Genomic DNA, 21,679 nt, shown 5'->3' with positions numbered 1-21,679 from the left:
CCAACCCTCGTCGCGTTCGTGCGACCCCATTTCCCTGCCCGGTCCATCGGGTGCCGGGATCCGCGGGTGCGAATGCCGGCCGGACGCGGCCGACCGATCGTGTTCCGCCGCCGAAATCCTTCGTGCGGACGTCTCCGACGGCCAGGTCCTGATGTCCATGGAATATCTCGACATCCTCTTCTTCGCCCTCGTCGCCGTGTTCGTGGCCCTGCGCCTGCGTGGCGTTCTGGGCACACGTACCGGCCATGAACGGCCGCCGGAAGAGACGCGCAACCCGCTCTCTCCCCGCCGGGCCGAGCCGAAGGCCGCCGAGGCCGGTGCTCAGCCGGGCCCTGCACGCGTGCTCCCCTTCCCGATGTCCGAGAAGGTGATGTCGCTGATCGACCAGCCGGCGCTGGAAGGGGTGGAATACATCCGTCGCGCCGATCGCAGTTTCGATCCCAAGGGCTTCCTAGACGGCGCCCAGCAGGCCTTCGAGATGATCATCGACGCCTTCGCCCGAGGCGACCGCCAGACGCTGGCCATGCTGCTGTCGCCGCAGGTGCTGGCCGGCTTCAATCAGGCGATCGATGCGCGGGAGCGGGCGGGTGAGACCCACAGCACCCGGATCGTATCGGTGCGGGAGCCGCGGATCGCCGAAGCCCGGCTGGCCGGCAGCATGGCGCAGGTGACGGTGCGCTTCTCCACCACCCAGATCAACCAGACGCTGGACGCCGAGGGTCGCGTGGTTGCCGGCGGTGCCGAGGAGATCGACCTGATCGACCTCTGGACCTTTGAGCGCGATACCCGGTCGAGCGATCCCAACTGGATCCTGACCGCGACCCGCAGCGGCGAATGACCGCAATGCGCGGCCGCAGCCTGCGCCTTGCGGGCGCCTTCGCCGTGCTTGCGCTGACCGGGGCGGCGCTGATCGGCGGCTGGTATCTCACAACCCGCAATCTGCCGGCGCCAGAGGCACCCCCTGCCCCCCCGCCGGCGGTGACGGGTGAGGGGCCGCGCTTCACCCGCATCGCCTTCGGCGACCTGCCGGGCTGGGACGACGACGACCAGTCGGCCGCACTCGGCGCCTTCCAGATCTCGTGCCGGATCATGCTGCGCCGGCCGGTGGAGGCCCCGATCGACCGGGGCGGGCGCTTCGGCACGGTCGGCCACTGGCGGGATGTCTGTGGCGCGGCGGTGGATCTGCCGCTGGACGATGCCGGTGCCGCCCGGGCTTTCTTCGAGCGCCATTTCAACGCCTGGCAGGTGGCGAAGCCCGATGGCGACACCAGCGGCCTGTTCACCGGCTATTATGAACCGGAACTGGCCGGATCCCTGACCCCCGACACCCGCCATGACGTGCCGCTCTACCGCCTGCCGGAAGATCTGGTGGTGGCGGATCTGGGGGCGTTCGACGAGGCACTCGACGGCCGCCGCCTGGTCGGGCGGGTGGCCGACGGCCGTTTCGCCCCCTATTACGACCGCGCGGCGATCGCCGATGGCGTGCTCGACGGCCGCGGGCTGGAACTGCTCTGGGTGGATGATCAGGTCGATGCCTTCTTCCTGCAGATCCAGGGCTCGGGCCGGGTGCGGCTGCCCGACGGGCGGGTGCTGCGGGTGGGCTATGCCGGGGCCAATGGCCGGCCCTATCGCTCGATCGGCAAGGTGCTGATCGATCAGGGGGAGATGAAGCCGGAAGACGTGTCGCTGCAGAGCCTGCGCGCCTGGCTGGCCGCCCATCCTGACCGGATGGCCTCGATCCTGGATCAGAACCCCTCTTATGTATTCTTCCGGCTGCTGGACGACGACGGACCGCTGGGCGCCATGGGCGCGGTGCTGAGCCCGGGCCGGTCGCTTGCGGTCGACCGCTCGATGCTGCCGCTGGGCGCGCCGGTCTGGCTGGATGCGCGCTATCCCGCAGGCGTCGGTGCGCTTTCGGAAACGCCGCTCCGCCGGCTGATGATCGCCCAGGATACCGGCGGGGCGATCAAGGGGGCGGTGCGCGGCGACGTGTTCTGGGGGCCGGGCGATTTTGCCGAACTGGTCGCCGGACGCATGAAGGAACGCGGCGGTTATGCGGTGCTGCTGCCGCTCGCCATCGATCCGTCGACGCCGCCTGCGCCGGAGACGCCGTCAGCGGGCAGTTGAGCCCGGTGAAGTGACCGGCAGGCTTGCCTCCGCGGCCACATCGCCCCATCCTCGTCCGCAAATGCCGGCCGGCATCGCCCTTGTGCGGTGCCTGTCCGAAGCTTCAGAAGGACGAGAGACGGTGAATACCCCAACCGAGACGGCGGGAAAGCCCGCCCGTGCGCGCGCGCCGGCCACGGTCGGCCTGTTCGCGACCTGTCTGGTGGATCTGTTCCGGCCGAGCGTGGGGTTTGCCACCGCGAAGCTGCTGGAAGAGGCGGGCTGCCGGGTGGTGGTGCCCGACAGCCAGACCTGTTGCGGCCAGCCGGCCTTCAATTCGGGCGACCGGGCCGATGCCCGCGCGATCGCCCGCGAGGTGATCGCCACCTTCGAGCCCTTCGATTACGTGGTCGTGCCGTCGGGATCCTGCGGCGGCATGATCTCGCACCATTATCCCGAGCTGCTGCGCGACGACCCGGATTGGGGGCCGCGCGCACGCCGGCTGGCGGCGAAGACCTATGAGCTGATGGCCTTCCTGGTCGATGTCCGCGGCCTGGAAGGGGTGAAGGCGAAGCTTGACGCCACCGTCACCTATCACGACAGCTGTTCCGGTCTGCGTGAGCTGGGGGTGAAGGCGCAGCCGCGCAAACTGCTGGGCACGGTTGAGGGGCTGACCCTGAACGAGCTGCCGGGGGCGGAGGAATGCTGCGGTTTCGGCGGCACCTTCTGCGTGAAATACCCCGAAATCTCGGGCCGCATGGTCTCCAACAAGGTGGCCGACATCCGGGCGACCAATGCCGATCTGCTGCTGGCGGGCGATATGGGTTGCCTGCTGAATATGGCCGGGCGGCTGAAGCGCGAAGGCTCGACCATCCAGGTCCGCCACGTGGCCGAGGTTCTGGCCGATATGACCGACACCGCAGCCATCGGCGACACCGCCGCCGGCGCGGGCCGGCGCTGAGCGGGAGGGCGATCCGATGGAGGCCACCAGCCACCGCTTCAAGGACAATGTCCACGAGGCCCTGGGCGATGCCAATCTTCAGGCCTCGCTCGCCAAGATCCGCTCGGGCTTCGTGCCCAAGCGGGCCGCCGCCGCGGCGGCTCTGCCCGAGTTCGAGACGCTGCGCGACCAGGCGCGCGACATCAAGAACCACGTGCTCGGCCATCTCGACATCTATCTGGAACGTTTCGCCGAGGCGGTGGAGGCCCGCGGCGGCAAGGTCCATTGGGCCGAAACCGCGGCCGATGCCCGGCGGATCATCCTGGACCTGGCGCGCGCCGGCAATGCCCGCACCATCACCAAGTCCAAGTCGATGGTGACGGAAGAGATCGCGCTCAACGACGCGCTGGAGAAGGCCGGGATCGAGCCGATCGAAACGGATCTCGGCGAATACATCATCCAGCTGGCCAAGGAGCCGCCGAGCCACATCATCGCGCCGGCGATCCACAAGACCAAGGAACAGGTGGCGGAGCTGTTCCTGCGCCATCACGGCCGCTATGGCAAAACCGAGCGTCTGACCGAGCCGACCGACATGGTCCGCGAGGCGCGCGAGGTGCTGCGCCAGAAATATCTGGACGCCGATGTCGGCATCACCGGCGCCAATTTTCTGGTCGCCGAGACCGGATCGATCATCCTGGTGACCAACGAGGGCAATGCCGACCTGACCCTGTCGCTGCCGAAGCGCCATATCGTGCTGGCCGGCATCGAGAAACTGGTGCCGACGCTGGAAGATGCCTCGACCATGCTGAGGGTGCTGGCGCGGTCGGCCACGGGGCAGGAGTTTTCGTCCTACACCACGCTGGTCACCGGCCCGAAGCGCGAGGGCGATCTGGACGGGCCCGAGGAGTTCCATGTGGTGCTGCTGGACAACGGCCGCTCGGGCATGGTCGGCACCGAGTTTCAGGACATGCTGCGCTGCATCCGCTGCGGCGCCTGCATGAACCACTGCCCGGTCTATGGCACCGTCGGCGGCCATGCCTATGGCTGGGTCTATCCGGGGCCGATGGGGGCCGTGCTGACCCCGGCGCTGATCGGCGTGGAAGAGGCCGGCCACCTGCCCAATGCCTCAACCTTCTGCGGGCGCTGCGAACAGGTCTGCCCGGTGCGGATCCCGCTGCCGCGGATGATGCGTGCCTGGCGCACCCGGGAATTCGAACGCCATCTCAGCCCCGCCTCGCAGCGCTGGGGGCTTGGGGTCTGGGCCTGGTTCGCGAAGCGGCCCCGGGCCTATCGCCTCGTCGCGCGCACCGCGGCCGCCCTGCTCGGGCGGATGGGCCGGTCTCAGGGTCGGCTGAAGCGGCTGCCGCTGGCGGGTGGCTGGACCCGTGTCCGCGACATGCCGGCGCCTGAAGGCCGCAGCTTCGTGGCCGCCTGGAAGGCCGATGGCCGCCCGACCGAGGCGCCGGGGGCCGCCACCGCCCGCCGCCATCGCGGGTCTGCGAAGGAGCAGGGCCGATGACCATGTCCCATGGCGACGATGCCCGCGCCCGCATTCTGGGCGCGGTGCGCGCCGGCATCCGCCGCGATCCGGCGAACGAGGCCGAGGCACGGGCGCGCGTTGCCGCGCGCATCGAGGCTCACCGCCCCAACACCATCCCGGCCCGGGCCGATCTGGACCCGGCCGGACGCGTGTCGCTGTTCATCGACCAGCTGCAGAAGGTAGCGGGCACGGTGACCCGGGTCGCCCGTCTGGACGAGGTGCCGGCGGCGGTGGTCGACTACATGGCGGCCTGCAACCTGCCGATGGCTGCCGGCCGTGCGCCGGATCCGCTGCTCGATCGCATCGACTGGGCGGGGTCGGCACCAATGCTGACCCTGCGTGCCGGCCCGGCCGAGGCGGCCGACGAGGTGTCGGTGACCGCGGCTTTCGCCGGCATCGCCGAAACCGGCACGCTGGCGCTGGCATCGGGGCCCGAGCATCCGACCACGCTGAACTTCCTGCCCGAGACCCATATCGTGGTGCTGCCCGCCTCCAGGGTAGAGCGTGCCTACGAGGATGTCTGGGCCAGGCTGCGCATCGAACGGGGCACCCCGCCCCGCACCTTCAACCTGATCACCGGCCCCAGCCGCACCGGCGACATCGAGCAGCAGATCGAGCTTGGTGCCCACGGCCCGCGGCGGCTGCATGTGGTGATCGTCGACGAGGTCTGACCCTGCCCATGCCCGCACGTCCTCCCCGAACCGGCGACCAGGACGCGCTTCGGCCCGATCCCGAGGCCGAGGCGCGGTTGTTCGAACGGGCGATGCGCTCGGAAGACGTCGCCGAACGCTCGTCGCTGCGCGGTCCCGACCTGCCCTCGGTCCATGCGACCGCGGCGGCGGGGGACGAACAGGGCGTGGCGCCGGCCACCCGCCGGCGCACGGCCGCCGTACCGCCACCTGCCCCCCAGGCGAAGCCGGTGCCACGCTCCGCCCGCGGCATCAGCCGGCGGGAGCTGGAGCTGTTCGGATCGGCCATGAGCGATGTGAAGCCGCTCTCGGGCCATGCACCGGTGGTGCCGCTCCCGCCACCACCGCCGCCGCCCGTGCCCGAACTGCCGGCGGGCGGGGGTGCCGCGGCCGGCCCCGCCCCGGCATCCCCGGGCCGGCGGCCGGCGGCGCCCGAGCCGCTTCAGGCGTTGACCGGCAAGGCCTTCGACGGGCTGGACCGTCGCAGCCAGGCCCGGCTGCGCCGCGGCGCGATGCCGGTGGAGGCGATGCTGGATCTTCACGGCCATGGTCGCGAGGTGGCCCGCGGCATGCTGGTGGATTTCATTGCCCGCTCCCACGCCCGCGGCCTGCGCTGCGTGCTGGTGATCACCGGCAAGGGAGGACCCAGACCGCAGCCGGTGGTGCGCCGGCGCGGCATGGCCGGCCCCGAGACCCCCGAGCCGCCACGCGAGCCCTGGGCGACCAATCCGGCCGGCGTGATCCGCAGCGAACTGCCGCGCTGGCTGAACGAGCCCGAAACCCGGTCGAAGGTGCTGGCCTTCACCCAGGCCCGGCAGATACATGGCGGTTTCGGCGCCGCCTATATCCTGCTCAAGCGCGAACGGTGACGCCTTTCGGGGAGCGCCTGCGCCAGCTTCGGGCCGCGCGCGGGATCAGCCAGAAGCAGATGGCCCGTGACCTGCAGATCTCCAACGCCTATCTCTCGGCCCTGGAACACGGGCGGCGCGGCGTGCCGACCCGGTCGCTGCTGATCCAGATCTGCACCTATTTCAACATCATCTGGGACGAGGCCGAGGAACTGGAGCGGCTGGCCGGGCTTTCCGACCCGAAGGTGACGGTGGAGACCGGCGGTCTCGACCCCCGGGCCACCCGCCTCGCCAATCTGGTGGCGCAGCGGATCGCAACCCTCGACGGGCCGACCCTCGACCGGCTGCTCGCGATCCTCGACGCGACGCGTTCCGGTGGTCAGACTGATCAGACCGAAGACCGGTCACCCGATTGACCCGACCTCAGGAGGATGTCCTGCCCATGGTTGCCCCCTTCCCTGCCCGTATCGCCGTCGTCGGCAGCCTGAATGCCGATCGGGTGATCCGTCTGGACCGGCCCATCGTTTCGGGCGGGCGGCCGCGCGGGGTGGATGAAGGGCCGCGCATCGGCGGGTCGGGCGCCAATGTCGGCGCCGCCCTGGCCCTTGCCGGCCATCACGCCCAGCTGATCACCCGCGTCGCCCATGATGCGCTGGGCGACCGGCTGGTGGCGGATGTCACCGCCTGCGGGCTGGATGTGTCGAAGCTCGACCGCAATCTCGACCGCTCGCCCGAAACCATGCTTCTGCTCGATCCCGAAGGCGAGCGCACCATCCTGAAGATCGGCCACCATCTGGCCTGGGTACCGCCCGAAAGCGTGCTCGACGGCGTGGATGCCCTGTTCCTGAACAGCCGCAATCCGGCTGCCGGGCAGTTGCTGGTGGCTGCTGCCGCCCGTGGCCTGCCGGCGATCGCCCAGATTCCGCCGGCGGAACACGAGCCGGCCCTGCCCGCCGGCAGCTGGCCGGCACAGGTTTTCGTGGCCTCGATCGACGATCTGGCGCCGGCTGCGGCGGCGGATCCGCTCGCCGCAGCCAGGCGGCTTGCCGGCGACCGGCTGGACTGGGTGGTGGTCACCCACGGTGCCGAGGGCTCGGAAGCCTTTGCCGCCGATGGCCGGCGGATCCGCTGCCCGGCCCGGATGGTCGACCACGTGATCGACACCACCGGCGCCGGCGACGCCTTTGCCGGCGGGCTGACCGATGCCTGGCTGCGTGGGCTGGACATGGGCCAGGCGCTGGCGCGGGGCAGTGCCTTCGGTGCGCAGGCGGTGCAGACCGAAGGCAGCGTGCTCAGATCCCTGCCTGCGGACTGACCCCGGCCCGCGGACCGATCCTGACCCGGGTCAGGATCAGCAGGGCGGCGGCGGCCAGAACCAGGGTCGCCGCCAGGAAGACCCCCGGTGCGCCGTTCAGGTCGAAGATCACCCCGCCCGCGGCGGCACCGGTGGCGATGGCGAGCTGGATGGCGGCCACGATCAGCCCGCCGCCGCTTTCGGCCTCGTCGGGGGCTGCCCGGGTCAGCCAGGTGGACCAGGCAACCGGCACCGCGCCGAAGGCCATGCCCCAGAGGGCCAGCATCACCGCATCGCCGAAGACGGTGCCGCCGGCCAGCACCAGCCCCAGGCCCAACACGATCATCAGCACCGGCATCGCCACCAGCACCGCCTTCAGGTTGCGGGCGATGGCCGGCCCCGCGAGGCCGGTGCCGAGGAAGTTGGCGAGGCCGAAGCCGAGCAGGATGGCCGACACGCCTTCGATGCCCACGCCGGTGACCGTCTCCAGGAAGGGCCGGATATAGGTGAAGACGGCGAAATGGCCGGTGAAGACCATCAGCACCGCGATCATCCCGGCCCCGACCCGGGGCCGGCGCAGCACCAGCATCAGGGTGCCGAGCCGGGTGGTCGCCGAGGCGGCCATGCGCGGCAGGGTGGCGTACTGGACCAGAAAGGCGGCGAGGCCGAGGGCGGCGGCCATCAGGAAGACCGCCCGCCAGCCCAGCTGATCGCCCAGGAAACTGCCGAGCGGGGCCGCGGCGACGGTGGCGGCAGAAACGCCGCCGAAGACCATCGACAGCGCCTTCGGGATCGCGGCTTCCGGTACCAGCCGCATCACGGTCGCGGTCGACATGGCCCAGAACCCGCCGAGTGCCACGCCCAGCACCAGACGGGCCGCGATCAGCACGGGCAGGGTCGAGGCCATCGCCGCAAGCAGGTTGGAGGCGACGAGCAGGGCTGAGAAGGCGAGCAGCACCACCCGCCGGTCCAGCCCGCGGGTCGCGGCCGGAACCAGCAGGCTGGCGATGAGGCCGATGGCGGCGGTGGCGGTGACCGCCTGCCCGGCCAGGCCCTCGGTCACGCCCAGTTCGGCGGCCATGGGCGTCAGCAGGCTGGCGGGCAGGAATTCGGCGGTCACCAGTCCGAAGACGCCGAGCGCCATGGAGAACACGGCCCCCCAGGCGGGGGCAGCGCTGCCGGCCCGGTCGGCCGTCGCTGCAGCCTCGTTCATCATCTGATCCTCGTCGACGGGGAGAGGTTGGGAAGGGAGATCGGAAGGTAGGCTGGACTCTCCGGACGATCCATGCCATCTCCTCCGGAAGATTTGATCGAAAGTCCGGAACCATGGCCGACCTTCTGTCCGACCCGATAAGCGAGCTGCTGATGGGCATGCGGCTCGACGGCATCCGCTATCGGCGGATCCAGATCGCCCGCCCGCGCGGGGTGCGGTTCGGGCCGCCGGAGAAAAACCTCTCTGATGATGGCCGCAGCGAAGAGGGGCGGGCGCAGTTCCATTTCGTCGCCCGCGGCGAGGTCTTCCTGCAAAGCCCCTCGGGCGAGCTGCTGCGGCTGGGGCCCGGCGATGCGGCCCTGCTGCCCCGCGGCGGCATCCATGCCCTGCTCTCCGATCCCGGCCAGCCTGGACAGGATCTCGACGATTTCGCCGCCCGGACGCTCTGTGCGCAGGTGGAGGCGGTGCGCGCCTGCGACGCGGAGTGCTGCCCCACCGCCGGGGCGGTGGTGTTCAGCGGCTGCATGAGCTTCGATCTGGGCGGTATGCAGCCGCTGGTGGCGCTGATGCCCGAGGTGATGTTGGTCGCCACCCTGATCGACCGCACGCCCGAAATCCTGGCGATGCTGGAGGCGATGGAGCGCGAGGCCTGCGCCGAACGGGCCGGCTTTGCCGCCATCCTGGCGCGGCTGGCCGATGTGGTCGCGGCCTCGATCCTGCGCGGCTGGGTGGAGAACGGCTGTGGCGAGGCCTCGGGCTGGGTGCAGGCGCTGCGCGATCCGCGGCTGGGCCGGGCGCTGACGGCCCTGCATCGCGATCCCGGTCGCGACTGGACGGTGGCGGAGCTGGCCGGTCTTGCCGGCGCCTCGCGCTCGGTGTTCGCCGAACGTTTCCTGGCCGCCACCGGCACCACGCCGCTGCGCTATCTGGCCGGCCTGCGCATGCGCCTTGCCATCCGCTGGATCGGCCGCGACCGGCTGCCGATCGATACGGTCGCCGACCGGCTGGGCTATGCCTCGCAGGCGGCGTTCAGCCGGGCGTTCAAGCGGGTGACGGGGCAGTCGCCGGGGGCGGTGCGGAGTACGCCGCCAGTGGCTTGACATCCCTACAATTATTTGATAAATAAAAATTTAAATCTTATAGTTGAATATCATCAAATGAACTTGATGTTCGCGATCCGTTTACGGAGACTGCCCCTCGTAGATCCTGAGGGGAGGCGAGCTTGGACTCGATCGAGGCGGCTGCCGGTGCCGTTCTGCGCAGTGCACCCCAGTTCAGTTCGGTGGAGACCGCCACCATCGTCATGACCGCGGCGACCATCGTGCTTGGGGCGGTGGCGCTTCTGATAGCGGTGGTGGCGCTGTTCGGTGCCACCTATATTACTCGTAAGGCGGCACGCCAGGCGGAGATGGTTGCCGAGAAGGCCCTGGGCAGCGCCGTCAGGGCCTATCTTGACGGTCCCGAATTCCAGGCGCGCATGGCAGCTCTGATCGACCGCGGAATCGCGGGAGTTGCCTCGGCCAATGTCGTTGCCGCAGAAGAACAGAGACCGGGCGCGCCCGGACCTCAGGAGACCACGTCGGATGATTGAAGATGCCGTGCGGGAGTGGCCTGCCGCCTTGGATGCGCCGGTCACTGCGGACGTGGCGGTGCCTGACGTCGTGTCCCGCCATCAGCAGTCGGCACCGGTCAAGATCGTTGCGCTGGCACGGGATCTTGGGCTGCGGGTCTGGACCGAGCCATTGCCGGAGTCGCTTTCGGGCAAGCTGGTGCGGGATGCCGAACGGGGCGGCCCCTCTGGCTGGGCGATCGTGGTCAATGCGCGGCATGTCAAAGTCCGACGCCGTTTCACCATTGCCCATGAAATCGCGCATTTCCTGCTGCATCGGGACGTCGCGACAGGAGGTGTTCAGGACGATGCCTTCTATCGCAGCCATCTCTCAGGGGCGATCGAAACCGAGGCCAACCGTTTCGCGGCACAGCTGCTGATGCCCTGGCCGTTGATCCGGGCGCTCAACAGCGAGGGCGTGACGGAGATCCGTGATCTGGCGACCCGGCTGGAGGTTTCCGAAACCGCCATGCGCATCCGCCTGGGCCTGCCCACCTGAGGGGTGCCATCTGCGACGATGGGTCGCATGATGCAAAAGCCCTGTGCGCAGGACGCGAGCCGGTGTAGCGTCATCGGATGCAGCATCGCCGGGTTTCATATCCTCATCGGAGCACGGGGCCGCGCGGTCGGCTTCGGGAGCGGCTGCGCCGGGCGGGGCTGCTCGCGGGCGCGCTCGCCTTCCTGTTCCAGATGATGATCTGGTCGATCTATGCCCCGGCCATGGCCTTCGGGCTGCTGACGCCGATCTGCACCGCCGAAGGCGTGCGGCTGGTTCTGGCCGATCAGGCCGGGGACGACCAGGCCGCGGATAGCGATGCCGATGGCCGGCCCGATCAGGCGCTGCCATCGGCCGATGACTGCCCGCTCTGCCTGCTGGTGCAGGGCAGTTCCACGCCGCCGCTGCCGATCCTGGCGCCGGCACCACGGCTGGTGCGGCTTCACGATGCCACGCGCCTGCCCGGCGGGCTGATCGCGGCCGGCTGGTATCTGGCCACACTCAAGGCCAGGGCACCCCCGATCGGGGCCTGATCCGACCTCCAAGAGCCGCCCCTGTCGGCCGCTTGTCCGGCGGCTGGACGGGGCGTCCGGTCCGGCAGGCCCATGGGCTGCGCACAGATCCGCGCCCGGGCTGCCGCACGCCCGCTGCCCTTCGGATCCGCACCCCATGACCCGACCTGCCGCATGTTCGATGCGCGGCCGACTGCCGCTTGCCGGCACCACCGCCGCCACCCTTCTGCTCGGCCTGGCCGTCCAGCCCGCTCCTGCCCGTGCCGAAGAGACCGCCGCTCCGGTCAGCCGGCTTGAGGCGATCACCGTCACCGCCACCCGCACCGAAGCCTCGGCCTTCGATCTGCCGGCTTCCGTCTCTCAGGTCGATCGTGCGGCGCTGGATGATGCCCAGGCGGCTGACCTCACCATCCTGCGCCGCCTGCCCAATGTCGACATGGGCGGCGGCCCGCGCCCTGCCGCGCAGAACCCGTCGATCCGCGGCTTCATCGGCCCACGGATCATTCTGTCGGTCGACGGGGTGCGGCGGAACAACGAGGGCGGCGTGTTCTCGCCGCTGCTGATCGATCCCGACATGATCGGCGCCATCGACGTGGTGCGCGGCCCGGTTTCCGCGAGCTATGGCAGCGGCGGGCTGGGCGGCGTGATGGCGATCCGCACCCTGGAGCCCGAGGATCTGCTGGCACCGGGGGAAACCACCGGCGGCCGGGCGAGCCTGGGCTGGCGGAGCGGCAATCACGCATTTTCGAGCCATGTGGCCGGCACCACCCGCACGGCGGATGGCGACCTGCTGGCCGCGCTGACCTATCGCAGCACCGACAACATCCGCACCGGCACCGGCGAGAAGCTGGAGAACGAAGGCGATCTGCTCTCGGGCCTGTTCAAGGGCGGGGTCGATCTTGGCCCCGACCATCGGATCGACATCTCGTATCAGCGTTTCGACGACGATCTGACCGGGCCGAACAATCCCGGCGGCAGCGCCCTTTTCCCCTATGCGCAGCTGCTGGAGCGTCGCCAGGATCAGTATTCCGGCCGCTGGTCCTTCGCCGACCCGGATCGCAGCTGGCTGGACGGCAGCCTGCAGCTCTATTACACGAAACTGCGCTTCGACACGACGAGCCGCGAAACCCCGCCCTTCGACGCCACCTCGACCGAAACCGAGACCCGCGGCCTGTCGCTTCAGAACACCAGCCGGTTCGAGACCGGGGCGGCGCTGGCGCATAAGCTGACCTATGGTGTGGACCATTATGTCGACACCAGCACCAACCGGACGGCGGGTTCGGCGAATGTGGTGCTGCCGGACGGCGATCTGACCGCCACCGGCGTCTTCATCCAGGACGAGCTGACGATCTTCGAGGACTGGACCCTGATCGGGGCCCTGCGGCACGACCGCTATGAAATCGACCCGGAAGGCCAGGCATCCTCGTCCCACGACCGGCTGTCGCCCAAGCTGGCGCTGCACTGGCAGGCGACGCCGGCGCTGGGCCTGTTCGTCGGCTATGGCGAGGCCTTCCGCGCCCCGACCCTGGCCGAGATGTATCCGAACCTGACGGCCACCCGGGCGCTGTTCAATTTCATCCCCAATCCCCAACTTCAGCCCGAGACTGCCCATACCACCGAGGCCGGTTTCACGCTCGCCTTCGACGATCTCGCCTGGCCTGGCGATGCGCTGCGCTTCAAGGCGACCGTGTTTCACGAGCGGGTCGACGATCTGATCGACAGCCAGGTGGTCGGCACCTTCACCCGCACCCCGCCCTTCTCGGGCACCGGGTTGATCTTCCAGCGCCGCAACGTCGCCGAAGCCAGGCGCCGCGGCATCGAGGCCGAGGCCAGCTATCAGGCCGGGCCGGTGGATGTCTCCCTCGCCTATTCGAAGCTGCGTGCCAAGGATGCCGATACCGGCGCCCAGCTCTACGCGCCGCCGGACAAGGTCGCGGCCGGGATCGGCTATGCCGTGAACCAGGACTGGCGGCTCTGGTATGCCGGCATCTATGCGGCGGCCCAGGATTACGACTCGACCCCGCTCCGGCGGCGCAGCGGCTATGCCGTGCACGACCTGGGCGTGGCCTTCGATCGCGACTGGTACCGCGTGGATGTGGCGGTGACCAACCTCTTCGACGAGGCCTATGTCACCTACCGCCAGTCGCTGGCCGAAACCTATGCCTACGAGGAAGGCCGCAGCATCAATCTGCGCCTGACCGCACGGTTCTGAGGCGGGGGCTCATGATGACCTGCCGCCTTACCCGCCTTGCCATCCTTCTGCTTCTGCTCGCCGCCGGGCCTGTCCTGGCGGCGGAGCGGAGCGTCACCATCGGCTTCGGCATCGTCGCCGGGGCGGCGCCGGTCGGCTGCGCCCCCCCTGCCGCAGCGCTGGGCAGGCCTGCGGTTGCAGCCGGCCTGCGCGATGCCCGCTTTTATCTCCACGACCTGGCCCTGATCGATGCGGCCGGCAAAGCCTGGCCGGTCATGCTGGACGAAACGCTCTGGCAGCATGACGGCGTTGCCCTGATCGATGCCGAAGACGCCACCGGCGCGTGCCGCGAGGGCACGCCCGAGACCAATACCGTCGTGACCGGCCGGGTGGACGACGGGGCCGGGGCCGGCCCCTGGCAGCTGGCCTTCACCCTGGGCGTGCCGCCGGGGCTGAACCATACCGCCACCGACCTGGCGCCGCCGCCGCTTGATCTGGCGGCCATGGGCTGGGGATGGCAGGCCGGGCGCAAATACGTGAAGCTGGAACTTCTGCCCGAGGGCGGGGTGGCGCGGCCGGATGGCGGCCGCGCCACCACCTGGTTCCTGCATCTGGGCGCCACCGGCTGCACCGGCAACCCGGTCACGGGTGAGATCGTCCGCTGCGACCGGCCCAACCGATCGGCGGTAACGACAAGGCCCTTCGATCCCGCCCGTGCGCGCGTGGTGCTGGATCTGGCCGTGCTGTTCGCCGCCACCGATCTGACCCGCGACCAGGGGGGCGCGGTGGGCTGCATGAGCGCCCCCGACGATGCCGACTGCCCGGCGCTTTTTGAACGGCTGGGGCTGGCCGGGAGCGCCGCCGCCGCCTTTCGGGTGGCGGAGAAATGATCCGGCGGCTGCTGGCCCTGGCCGCGCTTTCGCTGGCGGTGGCCGGCGGCGCCCGGGCGGAGGGCTGGGTCTGGGATCTGCCGTCCCATGTCCCGCCGCCGCGTGTGCCGGCCGACAACCCCATGACCCCGGCCAAGGTGGAGCTTGGCCGGCGGCTGTTCCACGACCCCAGACTGTCGGGCAATGGCCGGCTCGCCTGTTCGGGCTGTCATCTCCAGGCGCTGGGCTTCGCCGATGGCCGTGCCCATCCGGTGGGGTCTGCCGGTGATGTCGTGCGGCGCAATGCCCAGGGGCTGGCCAATGTCGCCTGGAATGCCAGCCTGACCTGGGCCAACCCGGCCCTGGTCACGCTGGAGGCGCAGATGGCCGTACCGCTGTTCGGCACCGACCCGGTCGAGATGGGCCTGACCGATGCCAATCGCGAGACGGTGCTGAACCGCTTCCGGTCCGACCCTGAGATGGTCGCCGCCTTCCGGACCGCTTTTCCGGAGGTCGCGGCACCGGTGAGCCTGACATCGATCATCCGCGCGATCGCCGCCTACGAACGCAGCCTGGTCTCGTTCTCGTCGCGCTATGACCGCTGGCTGGCGGGCGAGGAGCGCTTCACCGAGGCCGAGCGGCGCGGCCATGACCTGTTCTTCGGCGAAAAGGCCGAATGCCATCACTGCCATGGCAGCTTCAACTTCAACGATCAGGTGGTGCACGCGCGCAGCCGCGTGGTCGACCGCGCCTTCCACAACACCGGACTCTATGACCTGGACGGGGCCGGCGCCTATCCGGCCACGGATCGCGGGCTGATCGAGATGACCGGCCGCGCCGGGGATATGGGCGCCTTTCGGGCGCCATCGCTGCGCAATGTCGCGGTCACCGCCCCCTATATGCATGACGGCAGCGTCGGCACGCTGGAAGAGGTGCTGGAGATCTATGCCGCCGGCGGCCGGCAGATCACCGGCGGCCCCGACCGGGGCGACGGCCGGCGCAATCCGTGGAAGAGCGATCTGATCGTCCGCATCGATCTGGACGCACGCGACCGCGCCGACATCGTCGCCTTCCTGAAGACCCTGACCGATGCGCAGTTTCTGACCGACCCACGGCATGCCGCGCCCCAGGATTGAATTAATTTTGAAGACTCACCGCATGACGAAAATACGAGTCGACTCAAAAGCAGGATGAACATAGAGTCCAGGAAGCATCAAAAGACGATTCAGCGTCTGATGCAGATGAAAGTCCCGGATGAATACATCATCCGGATCCAATTATTATTGCCAAGAAGGAGACAATCCGATGTCGATCAAGATCAACGCCCGCAAGACCCTGCAGGTTACCGGTCGCGCCGGTGCCCGCTGCGCCACCATCTGTGCCGTTGCCGGCTGATCGGACATGACCGGGCGGGGAGCGGCCGGATGCCGCTCCCCGTCCCTGACGATGGAGGTGCCGCCTTGCGGATCGGCTTCAACTTCACCCTGGGGGCAACCGCACCGATGGTGCGGCGGCTGATTGCGGCCGGGCGGATCGACTATGTCGAGCTGCTGGTCGACAATTTCCTGGCGGTGCCGCCGGCGCAGATCGCGGCCGCCTTCGATGCCCCGGTGGGGCTGCACATCATGTTCTCGAAATTCATGGAACGGCCCGAGGCGGAGCTGGACGAGCTGGCCATGCGGCTGACGGCGATCATCCGCGAAACCCGGCCGATCTATGTGTCGGACCACATCGCCCGCTTCACCCATCGGGGCCGGCATCTGCTGCATCTGGCCGAGATCGACTATCCGGGCGCGTTCGAGCGGGTGGCGGACCGGGTGGCGCGCTGGCAGGACCGGCTGGGCTGCACCATCGCTTTTGAAAACTATCCCTCGATCATGGATGGCGGGCGGGATGCGCCGGATTTCTTCCGGCGCCTGACCGCACGGACCGGCTGCACGGTGCTGTTCGACGTCTCGAACGCGGTCTGTGCGACCCATAATTGCGGCCTGCCGTTCGAGGCCTGGACAGAGGTGATCCGCAGTGCCCGGCAGTTTCATGTCGCCGGCTATGACCACTCGGTCGGCCAGCCGCCGATCGTGCTCGACACCCATGACCGGGCGCTGGCGGCCGATACCCGCGCGGCCCTGGCCCTTTGCCGTGCGCTGGTGACCGACCCCGAAGCCACCATCACCTATGAGCGCGACGACGACCTGGACGAGGATCGGATCATCGCCGATATCGATACGCTGCGTGCGGTGATGGGGCGGGAGCCGGCCCATGTCTGAGCGGCGGATCGACAGCGACCTGCTCGACCATCTGACCGTGCCGGCGCGGCATGACGAACTGGGCGTCGGCTCGCGGGCCTGGGTCAGGGTGGATACCAGCCTCAGGATCTACTGGCACACCCTGTTCGACATCTGCCCGGGACTGTTGAGGCTGGACGGCGAGGATGGCCAACCGTCGGACGGCATGAGTATCTTCCGCCCCTTCATGGCCTTTGCGGCCGAGCGCGGGCTGAGTTTCGACTGGACGTATTATCTCTGGGTGGATGTCTGGCTGCAGGGCTCAGGGTTTCGCGACCGGGTGGACGACGACCTGCGCCTGACCCTGATCGGGGCCGCGGCGGCACGCTGGGCGGTGACCGATCGCAGCCCGGCCGTGGGGCTGGTGATCGGCACCCGGAGCGCCGATCGCGGGCCATTGCCGCTGGTGGCCGGCTGGAAGCCCGCCGATCTTGAAGGCGGGCGCGAGATCGAGACCCTGGAGCTGGAAGACCCCCTGCCCGACCCGGCAACCCCCTTCGGCTGGTTCACGACCACCACCTGGTCGCTGGACCATTTCCCCGGCTGGCGGGATCTGCCGCTGTGATCAACCGCCGCGGCAGGCGTCGTAGGCGGCGATGGTGGCATCGGCACGGGCGCGGACATCCGCCGCCGTCATGCCCGGCCTGTAGAGGCTGGTGCCAAGGCCGAAGGCGGTGATGCCGGCCGACATGTAATCGGCGAAATTGCGGTCGGAGACGCCACCCACCGCGGCGATCACCAGTTCCGGCGGCAGGATCGCGCGGATGGCGTTGATGCCCTGAGGGCCGAGCACGCTGGCCGGGAAGAATTTGAGGCCGGTGGCGCCGGCGGCCGCGGCAGCGAGCGCCTCGGTGGCGGTGAACACGCCCGGCATCGAGACCATGCCGAGACCATGGGCGGTGCGGATCACCACCGGGTCGCTGTTGGGGGTGACCAGCAGCCGGCCGCCGGCCGCGTGCAGGCGGGCGACATCGGCCGGGGTGAGGACCGTGCCGCCACCGACGATCACATGGTCGGGCGCCAGCCGCGCCGCGATCCCGATCGAGCGGAAGGGATCGGGCGAGTTCAGCGGGATCTCGATCGCGGTCAGCCCGGCCTCGATCAGCTCTGTCACCACCGCTTCGGTTTCGTGGGGCTGGATGCCGCGCAGGATGGCGATCAGCGGCCGATCCATCGGCGGAAAGGGAATGCGGTCCATCAGGCAGATCTCCGTCGGTGGGGGCCGGTCAGATTTTCGACCGTCAGATACGCGATGGCCAGAGGCTGCGGGCGGCAAGCGAGAGGCCGCCCAGCACGGCGGCATCGGCATCGATCACCCGATGGGGCAGGCCCGCCACGCCGAGCGCCACGCCATAGAGCCGGGCGAGGTGCCCAGAGGCGATCAGCACCAGATCGCTGCCATCGGCCGTGTGGCCGCCGGCGATTTCGAGCCCGATCAGGCTGCCCGAGATCGTCTCCCGCGCAGCTGCGGCCCCCCGGCCGAACAACAACTGGCCGCTGCGGACCTGGAACAGCAGGTTGGCGATCCGCGCCGGTGCGGCGAGGGCCGTGGCGACGGCCTGGCGAAAGGCCTCCATATCCTCGTCCTCGGGGGCGCCGGCCACCGCATGGGCGAGGATGGTGTGGCCGGTGACGGCGGCAAAAAGCTCGCCGGTCATGAAGGTGCTGAAGGCGTTGAGCCGGCCGTCCGCGACCCGGCCCCATTTCGAATGGGTGCCGGGCATGCAGACGGTGGCGTCATCCAGGCCGTGGGCAGAGAGGGCGCCCAGGATCTGGGTCTCCTCGCCACGGATCACGTCGGGTGCGGCCGGATCGCGCCGGGCGATGCCGGGCAGGATGCGGACATCGCGGGCGATGCCGGGTACGCGCACCGCACCGGCCGCCAATCCGGCCAGCCGGGCGGGCGTGTCGATATAGCCGGCCTCCACCCAGCCCTGGCGGGCACCGACCATGCCGCAGGCGAGCGCCGGCACCGCGGCGGGCACGCCCAGATCGGCGAGGTGGCCTTCAAGCACCGCCTCGAAACCGGTTGCGGCGGCCGTGGTCATGCCCTCGGCGCTGCGGCGTCCGGCGAGCACCCGGCCGTCATGGCCGATCAGCCAGAGCCGGAAACTGCTGGTGCCCCAGTCGAGGGCGATGAAGGCTGTATCGTGCATCTGGTCACCATGCCGCTGGGTCAGGCAGGCAGGGCACGCGCCCCGACCCCCGGATGCTGACCGGTCCGGCCGCTCAACGGAAGCGGAAATCCTCGGCGATGATCCGGTCGGGGGCTAAGCCCTCGGCCAGGAACTGGCGGGTCATGTCGCGGACGAAATCGGGCGTGCCGCAGAGCATGACGGCGATGCCGTCATCGAGCGGCCGCACGGTTTCCAGCACCCGGGCGGCGGTCAGCCGGCCGCGATCGGCGGTGGTCCAGAGGTCGTAGTCGATCCAGGACTCCGCCTTGGGGACGGTCTCGCGGATCTCGGCGTCATAGGGGGCGTGTGCCGCATCGCGGGCCAGATACCACAGCCAGACCCGGCGGAAATCGTCGTTGACGGTTTCGAAGCGCAGCATGCCGAGAAAGGGCGTGATGCCGATGCCGGCGCCGATCCAGATCATCCGCCGGTGCCGGCCGTAGCGATGGGGAGAGAAGCCGCCGAAGGGACCGAAGACGTCGATCGGATCGTCGGGGGCGAGCGTGACCAGCCCGCGGGTGAAATCGCCCGCCATGCGGATCGAGACCCGGAGATCGCGTTCGGCCGGCGAGGAAGAGATCGAGAACGGGTGCAGTTCCGCCAGGCCGGGCCGGGCGATGAACACGAAGGTACCCGGCTCGTAGATCATCCGTCGGGCGGTGGGGCGCAGCACCAGATCGAGCGTGTCGTCGGAGACCTGCCGCAGGGCCCGCAGCCGATGGGGGTAGCGCGGTGCCAGCCGCCGGTAGAGCAGCACCCGCCAGACCCAGGCCCCGGCGCCGGTCAGCACCAGCGCCCACATCCAGAAGCGCAGCGGTTCATAGGCGGTGATGGTCGGCCCGCTGCCCAGGGCATGGGCCGAGGTGGCGATGAAGATCGGCCCCAGCAGGCCATGCAGCGACAGCCAGTGTTCGTAGCGCAGCCGGCCGCTATAGGCGAGCCCGGTCCAGAGGATCACCGCCCAGAGGATCAGGGCGTTAAAGCCTGCAGCCCCCGCAGACCAGAACGGGATCAGCAGCCCGGCGACCGAGCCGCCGGGGCGCAGTTCGAACGGGATGTAGAGGGCGACGTGCACCAGCACCAGACCGATGGCGAGCGGACCGAGCTGCCGGTGCAGCCGGACCGCGCGGTCCAGACCGCCGAACAGCGGCTCTATGCTGCGGGCGCGAGCGGTCGAGAGCAGCAGCACCGCCATCAGGGTGATCGACCAGGCAGAGAGCAGCAGGCTCGGTGGCCGCCAGTCGGGAAGAGGGCCGGCAGGCAGAGGATCGGCATCGGGGATGGACGCATGCCCCAGTCCCCAGAGCAGGGTGGTGACGGCGAGAGCCGCCAATGTCAGCCACCATCCCGGTGCCATGGCGGCCAGACGGCGTCGGACCTTCTTCAATCTGTCCCCCATCTCCCCTCGCCCCCCATCTCTCCGCCCTGCCAACGGAAAACGGCGGATACCGGGGTATCCGCCGTTGCGTCAGGCCGGTCGCACCGTCAGCCGCGTGCGTCGGGCAGCATCCGGCCCAGCGGCCGGCCGCCGATCACATGCACATGGAGGTGCGGTACCTCCTGATGGCCATGGGCGCCGATATTGGAGATGATCCGGTAGCCGGTTTCGGCGACGCCGGTGATACGGGCGATCTCGCCCACCACCTTGAAGAAGTGGCCGACCACCTCGGCCCCGGCCCCGGCGGTGAAATCGTCGAGCGAGACATAGGCGCCCTTCGGGATCACCAGCACATGGACATCGGCGAGCGGCCGGATGTCGCTGAAGGCGAGCACATGCTCGTCTTCATAGACGGTCTTGCAGGGCAGCTCGCCGCGCAGGATGCGGGCGAAGATGTTGTTCGGATCATAGGCCATGGGAGGACGGCTCCGGATGGACGGTCTGAGGTCGGCCGCCATGTTCCGGCGCACCGCCCCGATTCGTCAACCCTGGCCGTCGCCCCTGGCGGCCCATGCCGGCCCTGACGTCTTCAGTTCTTGCGGTTCTTCTTTTCCTCGATGCCCGAGCGGCCCTCGCGGCGGCCGAGCGTTGCCATCACCTCGGCCGGGTCCAGGCCGGCATCGGCCCAGAGCACCATCAGGTGGAAGAGCAGGTCGGCACTTTCGTCGACCAGCGCATCCTTGTCCTGGGCGACCGCGGCGATGGCGACTTCGACCGCTTCTTCACCTACCTTCTGGGCCATCTTCAACCGGCCCTTGCCCAGCAGCTTGGCGACATACGAACTGGACGGGTCGGCGCCCTTGCGCGACCGGATGGTCGTCACCAGGCGGTCGAGCACGTCCCAGTCGGTCTGGCCGGCGGTGTCGTTCTTGGTCTTGATGGGTTCAGTCCGTCCGTCGGCCATACAGCGTCTCCGGGTCGATCTCTGGGGTCATGATGGTGGTGATGTCGCCGGTCTCCGGGTTCACCTCGTCGAAAAAACAGCTGCGCCGGCCGGTGTGGCAGGCGACGCCATGCTGGTCCACCAGCAGCAGCACCGTATCGCCGTCGCAGTCGATGCGGAACGCCTTCAGATGTTGCATCTGGCCCGAGCTTTCGCCCTTGCGCCACAGCCCCTTGCGGGACCGGGACCAGTAGACGCCGCGGCGGGTGGCCAGAGTCTCGCGCACCGCCGCTTCGTTCATCCACGCCATCATCAGCACCTCGCCGGTCGCGGCATCCTGGGCGATGGCCGGCACCAGACCGTCGGCGTTGAAATGGATGCGTGCCACCGCCGCGTCGAAACGGTCTGCAGCGCCGGTTCCGGCCGGCACAGTCGCATCGGTGTCGTGGGTGGAGCACATGGGATGCGGTTCCTTGGAACAACAGGGGGAAAATTATGACAGTTGCGATCTGGTTCCAACCAGATACGCCACCGTCATGGGATATTCATCAAAGGCGGGAGGTTCAGGCGCGCGTGTGACGCGGAGGGC

The 21,679-nt window shown here is 69.4% G+C and carries 25 protein-coding genes; 18 read left to right on the top strand and 7 right to left on the bottom strand.

The window, feature by feature from the left end; genetic code table 11:
* Window positions 1–151: 151 nt before the first annotated feature.
* The 8 genes from P7L68_RS26965 (at window position 152) to P7L68_RS26930 (ending at window position 7,438) form a co-directional block, all read left to right on the top strand.
* Window positions 152–838, top strand: coding sequence for a Tim44/TimA family putative adaptor protein (locus tag P7L68_RS26965; protein WP_372002943.1), 687 nt, complete (start codon window positions 152–154; stop codon window positions 836–838).
* Window positions 835–2,127, top strand: coding sequence for a murein transglycosylase A (locus tag P7L68_RS26960; RefSeq protein WP_372002941.1), 1,293 nt, complete (start codon window positions 835–837; stop codon window positions 2,125–2,127). The genes P7L68_RS26965 and P7L68_RS26960 overlap by 4 nt, the downstream gene beginning before the upstream one ends.
* 121 nt (window positions 2,128–2,248) lie before the next feature.
* A complete protein-coding gene (locus P7L68_RS26955) occupies window positions 2,249–3,067 on the top strand; it encodes a (Fe-S)-binding protein (protein ID WP_372002939.1) in 819 nt (272 codons plus the stop codon).
* Window positions 3,068–3,083: 16 nt separating this feature from the next.
* Window positions 3,084–4,565, top strand: coding sequence for a LutB/LldF family L-lactate oxidation iron-sulfur protein (locus P7L68_RS26950; RefSeq protein WP_372002937.1), 1,482 nt, complete (start codon window positions 3,084–3,086; stop codon window positions 4,563–4,565).
* Window positions 4,562–5,257 carry a lactate utilization protein C gene (locus tag P7L68_RS26945; protein WP_372002935.1) on the top strand — a complete coding sequence of 232 codons (696 nt, stop codon included), beginning with the start codon at window positions 4,562–4,564 and terminating at the stop codon, window positions 5,255–5,257. The genes P7L68_RS26950 and P7L68_RS26945 overlap by 4 nt, the downstream gene beginning before the upstream one ends.
* 8 nt (window positions 5,258–5,265) lie before the next feature.
* Window positions 5,266–6,144, top strand: coding sequence for a Smr/MutS family protein (locus P7L68_RS26940; RefSeq protein ID WP_372002933.1), 879 nt, complete (start codon window positions 5,266–5,268; stop codon window positions 6,142–6,144).
* A complete protein-coding gene (locus tag P7L68_RS26935; RefSeq protein WP_372002931.1) occupies window positions 6,141–6,539 on the top strand; it encodes a helix-turn-helix domain-containing protein in 399 nt (132 codons plus the stop codon). The genes P7L68_RS26940 and P7L68_RS26935 overlap by 4 nt, the downstream gene beginning before the upstream one ends.
* 26 nt (window positions 6,540–6,565) lie before the next feature.
* Window positions 6,566–7,438, top strand: coding sequence for a carbohydrate kinase family protein (locus tag P7L68_RS26930; protein ID WP_372002929.1), 873 nt, complete (start codon window positions 6,566–6,568; stop codon window positions 7,436–7,438).
* Here the strand turns inward: P7L68_RS26930 and P7L68_RS26925 are convergent.
* A complete protein-coding gene (locus tag P7L68_RS26925; RefSeq protein ID WP_372002927.1) occupies window positions 7,416–8,630 on the bottom strand; it encodes an MFS transporter in 1,215 nt (404 codons plus the stop codon). The two genes, P7L68_RS26930 and P7L68_RS26925, sit on opposite strands and share 23 nt — an antisense overlap.
* 113 nt (window positions 8,631–8,743) lie before the next feature.
* Here P7L68_RS26925 and P7L68_RS26920 point away from each other — a divergent pair, with 113 nt between their 5' ends.
* From P7L68_RS26920 to mbnC, 10 genes are all read left to right on the top strand, one after another.
* Window positions 8,744–9,730, top strand: a complete 987-nt coding sequence (locus P7L68_RS26920; RefSeq protein ID WP_372002925.1) for an AraC family transcriptional regulator — start codon at window positions 8,744–8,746, stop codon at window positions 9,728–9,730.
* Between the two features lie 122 nt (window positions 9,731–9,852).
* Window positions 9,853–10,221, top strand: a complete 369-nt coding sequence (locus P7L68_RS26915) for a hypothetical protein (protein WP_372002923.1) — start codon at window positions 9,853–9,855, stop codon at window positions 10,219–10,221.
* On the top strand, window positions 10,214–10,738 hold the full coding sequence (locus tag P7L68_RS26910; RefSeq protein WP_062761497.1) for an ImmA/IrrE family metallo-endopeptidase: 525 nt from the start codon (window positions 10,214–10,216) through the stop codon (window positions 10,736–10,738). Before P7L68_RS26915 ends, P7L68_RS26910 begins: the two co-directional genes overlap by 8 nt.
* Before the next feature lie 77 nt (window positions 10,739–10,815).
* The gene (locus P7L68_RS26905; RefSeq protein ID WP_372002921.1) at window positions 10,816–11,268 is read left to right on the top strand and encodes a DUF2946 family protein; all 453 of its coding nucleotides are present in this window, start codon (window positions 10,816–10,818) and stop codon (window positions 11,266–11,268) included.
* Window positions 11,269–11,404: 136 nt separating this feature from the next.
* Window positions 11,405–13,459 (top strand): TonB-dependent hemoglobin/transferrin/lactoferrin family receptor, encoded by a 2,055-nt coding sequence (locus P7L68_RS26900; RefSeq protein ID WP_372002919.1) that lies wholly within the window; start codon window positions 11,405–11,407, stop codon window positions 13,457–13,459.
* A gap of 11 nt (window positions 13,460–13,470) precedes the next feature.
* Window positions 13,471–14,328, top strand: coding sequence for an MbnP family copper-binding protein (locus P7L68_RS26895; RefSeq protein WP_372002917.1), 858 nt, complete (start codon window positions 13,471–13,473; stop codon window positions 14,326–14,328).
* On the top strand, window positions 14,325–15,443 hold the full coding sequence (locus P7L68_RS26890) for an MbnH family di-heme enzyme (RefSeq protein ID WP_372002915.1): 1,119 nt from the start codon (window positions 14,325–14,327) through the stop codon (window positions 15,441–15,443). Before P7L68_RS26895 ends, P7L68_RS26890 begins: the two co-directional genes overlap by 4 nt.
* A 169-nt stretch (window positions 15,444–15,612) precedes the next feature.
* Entirely contained in the window at window positions 15,613–15,702 is a 90-nt protein-coding gene (mbnA, locus tag P7L68_RS26885) for a methanobactin (RefSeq protein WP_372002913.1), read from the top strand.
* A 65-nt stretch (window positions 15,703–15,767) separates the two neighbouring features.
* The gene (mbnB, locus tag P7L68_RS26880) at window positions 15,768–16,574 is read left to right on the top strand and encodes a methanobactin biosynthesis protein MbnB (RefSeq protein ID WP_372006977.1); all 807 of its coding nucleotides are present in this window, start codon (window positions 15,768–15,770) and stop codon (window positions 16,572–16,574) included.
* Window positions 16,567–17,157 carry a methanobactin biosynthesis protein MbnC gene (gene mbnC, locus P7L68_RS26875; protein WP_372002911.1) on the top strand — a complete coding sequence of 197 codons (591 nt, stop codon included), beginning with the start codon at window positions 16,567–16,569 and terminating at the stop codon, window positions 17,155–17,157. The genes mbnB and mbnC overlap by 8 nt, the downstream gene beginning before the upstream one ends.
* On the opposite strand, the gene P7L68_RS26870 is transcribed toward mbnC, so the two are convergent.
* The 6 genes from P7L68_RS26870 to hisI all read right to left on the bottom strand — a co-directional run bounded on the left by P7L68_RS26870 (window position 17,158) and on the right by hisI (window position 21,550).
* Entirely contained in the window at window positions 17,158–17,790 is a 633-nt protein-coding gene (locus P7L68_RS26870; RefSeq protein ID WP_372002909.1) for a 2-dehydro-3-deoxy-6-phosphogalactonate aldolase, read from the bottom strand. It abuts the gene before it with no gap.
* A gap of 43 nt (window positions 17,791–17,833) precedes the next feature.
* The gene (locus tag P7L68_RS26865; protein ID WP_372002907.1) at window positions 17,834–18,748 is read right to left on the bottom strand and encodes a 2-dehydro-3-deoxygalactonokinase; all 915 of its coding nucleotides are present in this window, start codon (window positions 18,746–18,748) and stop codon (window positions 17,834–17,836) included.
* Window positions 18,749–18,821: 73 nt separating this feature from the next.
* Window positions 18,822–20,156, bottom strand: coding sequence for a ferric reductase-like transmembrane domain-containing protein (locus tag P7L68_RS26860; protein WP_372002905.1), 1,335 nt, complete (start codon window positions 20,154–20,156; stop codon window positions 18,822–18,824).
* A gap of 98 nt (window positions 20,157–20,254) precedes the next feature.
* Entirely contained in the window at window positions 20,255–20,623 is a 369-nt protein-coding gene (locus P7L68_RS26855; protein WP_372002903.1) for a histidine triad nucleotide-binding protein, read from the bottom strand.
* A gap of 113 nt (window positions 20,624–20,736) precedes the next feature.
* Window positions 20,737–21,111 (bottom strand): phosphoribosyl-ATP diphosphatase, encoded by a 375-nt coding sequence (locus P7L68_RS26850; protein ID WP_372002901.1) that lies wholly within the window; start codon window positions 21,109–21,111, stop codon window positions 20,737–20,739.
* Window positions 21,092–21,550: a phosphoribosyl-AMP cyclohydrolase gene (gene hisI / locus P7L68_RS26845; protein ID WP_372002899.1), complete on the bottom strand. Its 459-nt coding sequence runs from the start codon at window positions 21,548–21,550 to the stop codon at window positions 21,092–21,094. Before hisI ends, P7L68_RS26850 begins: the two co-directional genes overlap by 20 nt.
* Window positions 21,551–21,679: the final 129 nt, after the last annotated feature.

It is taken from the genome of Tistrella mobilis, from assembly GCF_041468085.1.
In the GTDB taxonomy this organism is placed as follows: Bacteria; Pseudomonadota; Alphaproteobacteria; order Tistrellales; family Tistrellaceae; genus Tistrella; species Tistrella mobilis_A.
This window is presented reverse-complemented; position numbering and strand designations above follow the sequence as displayed.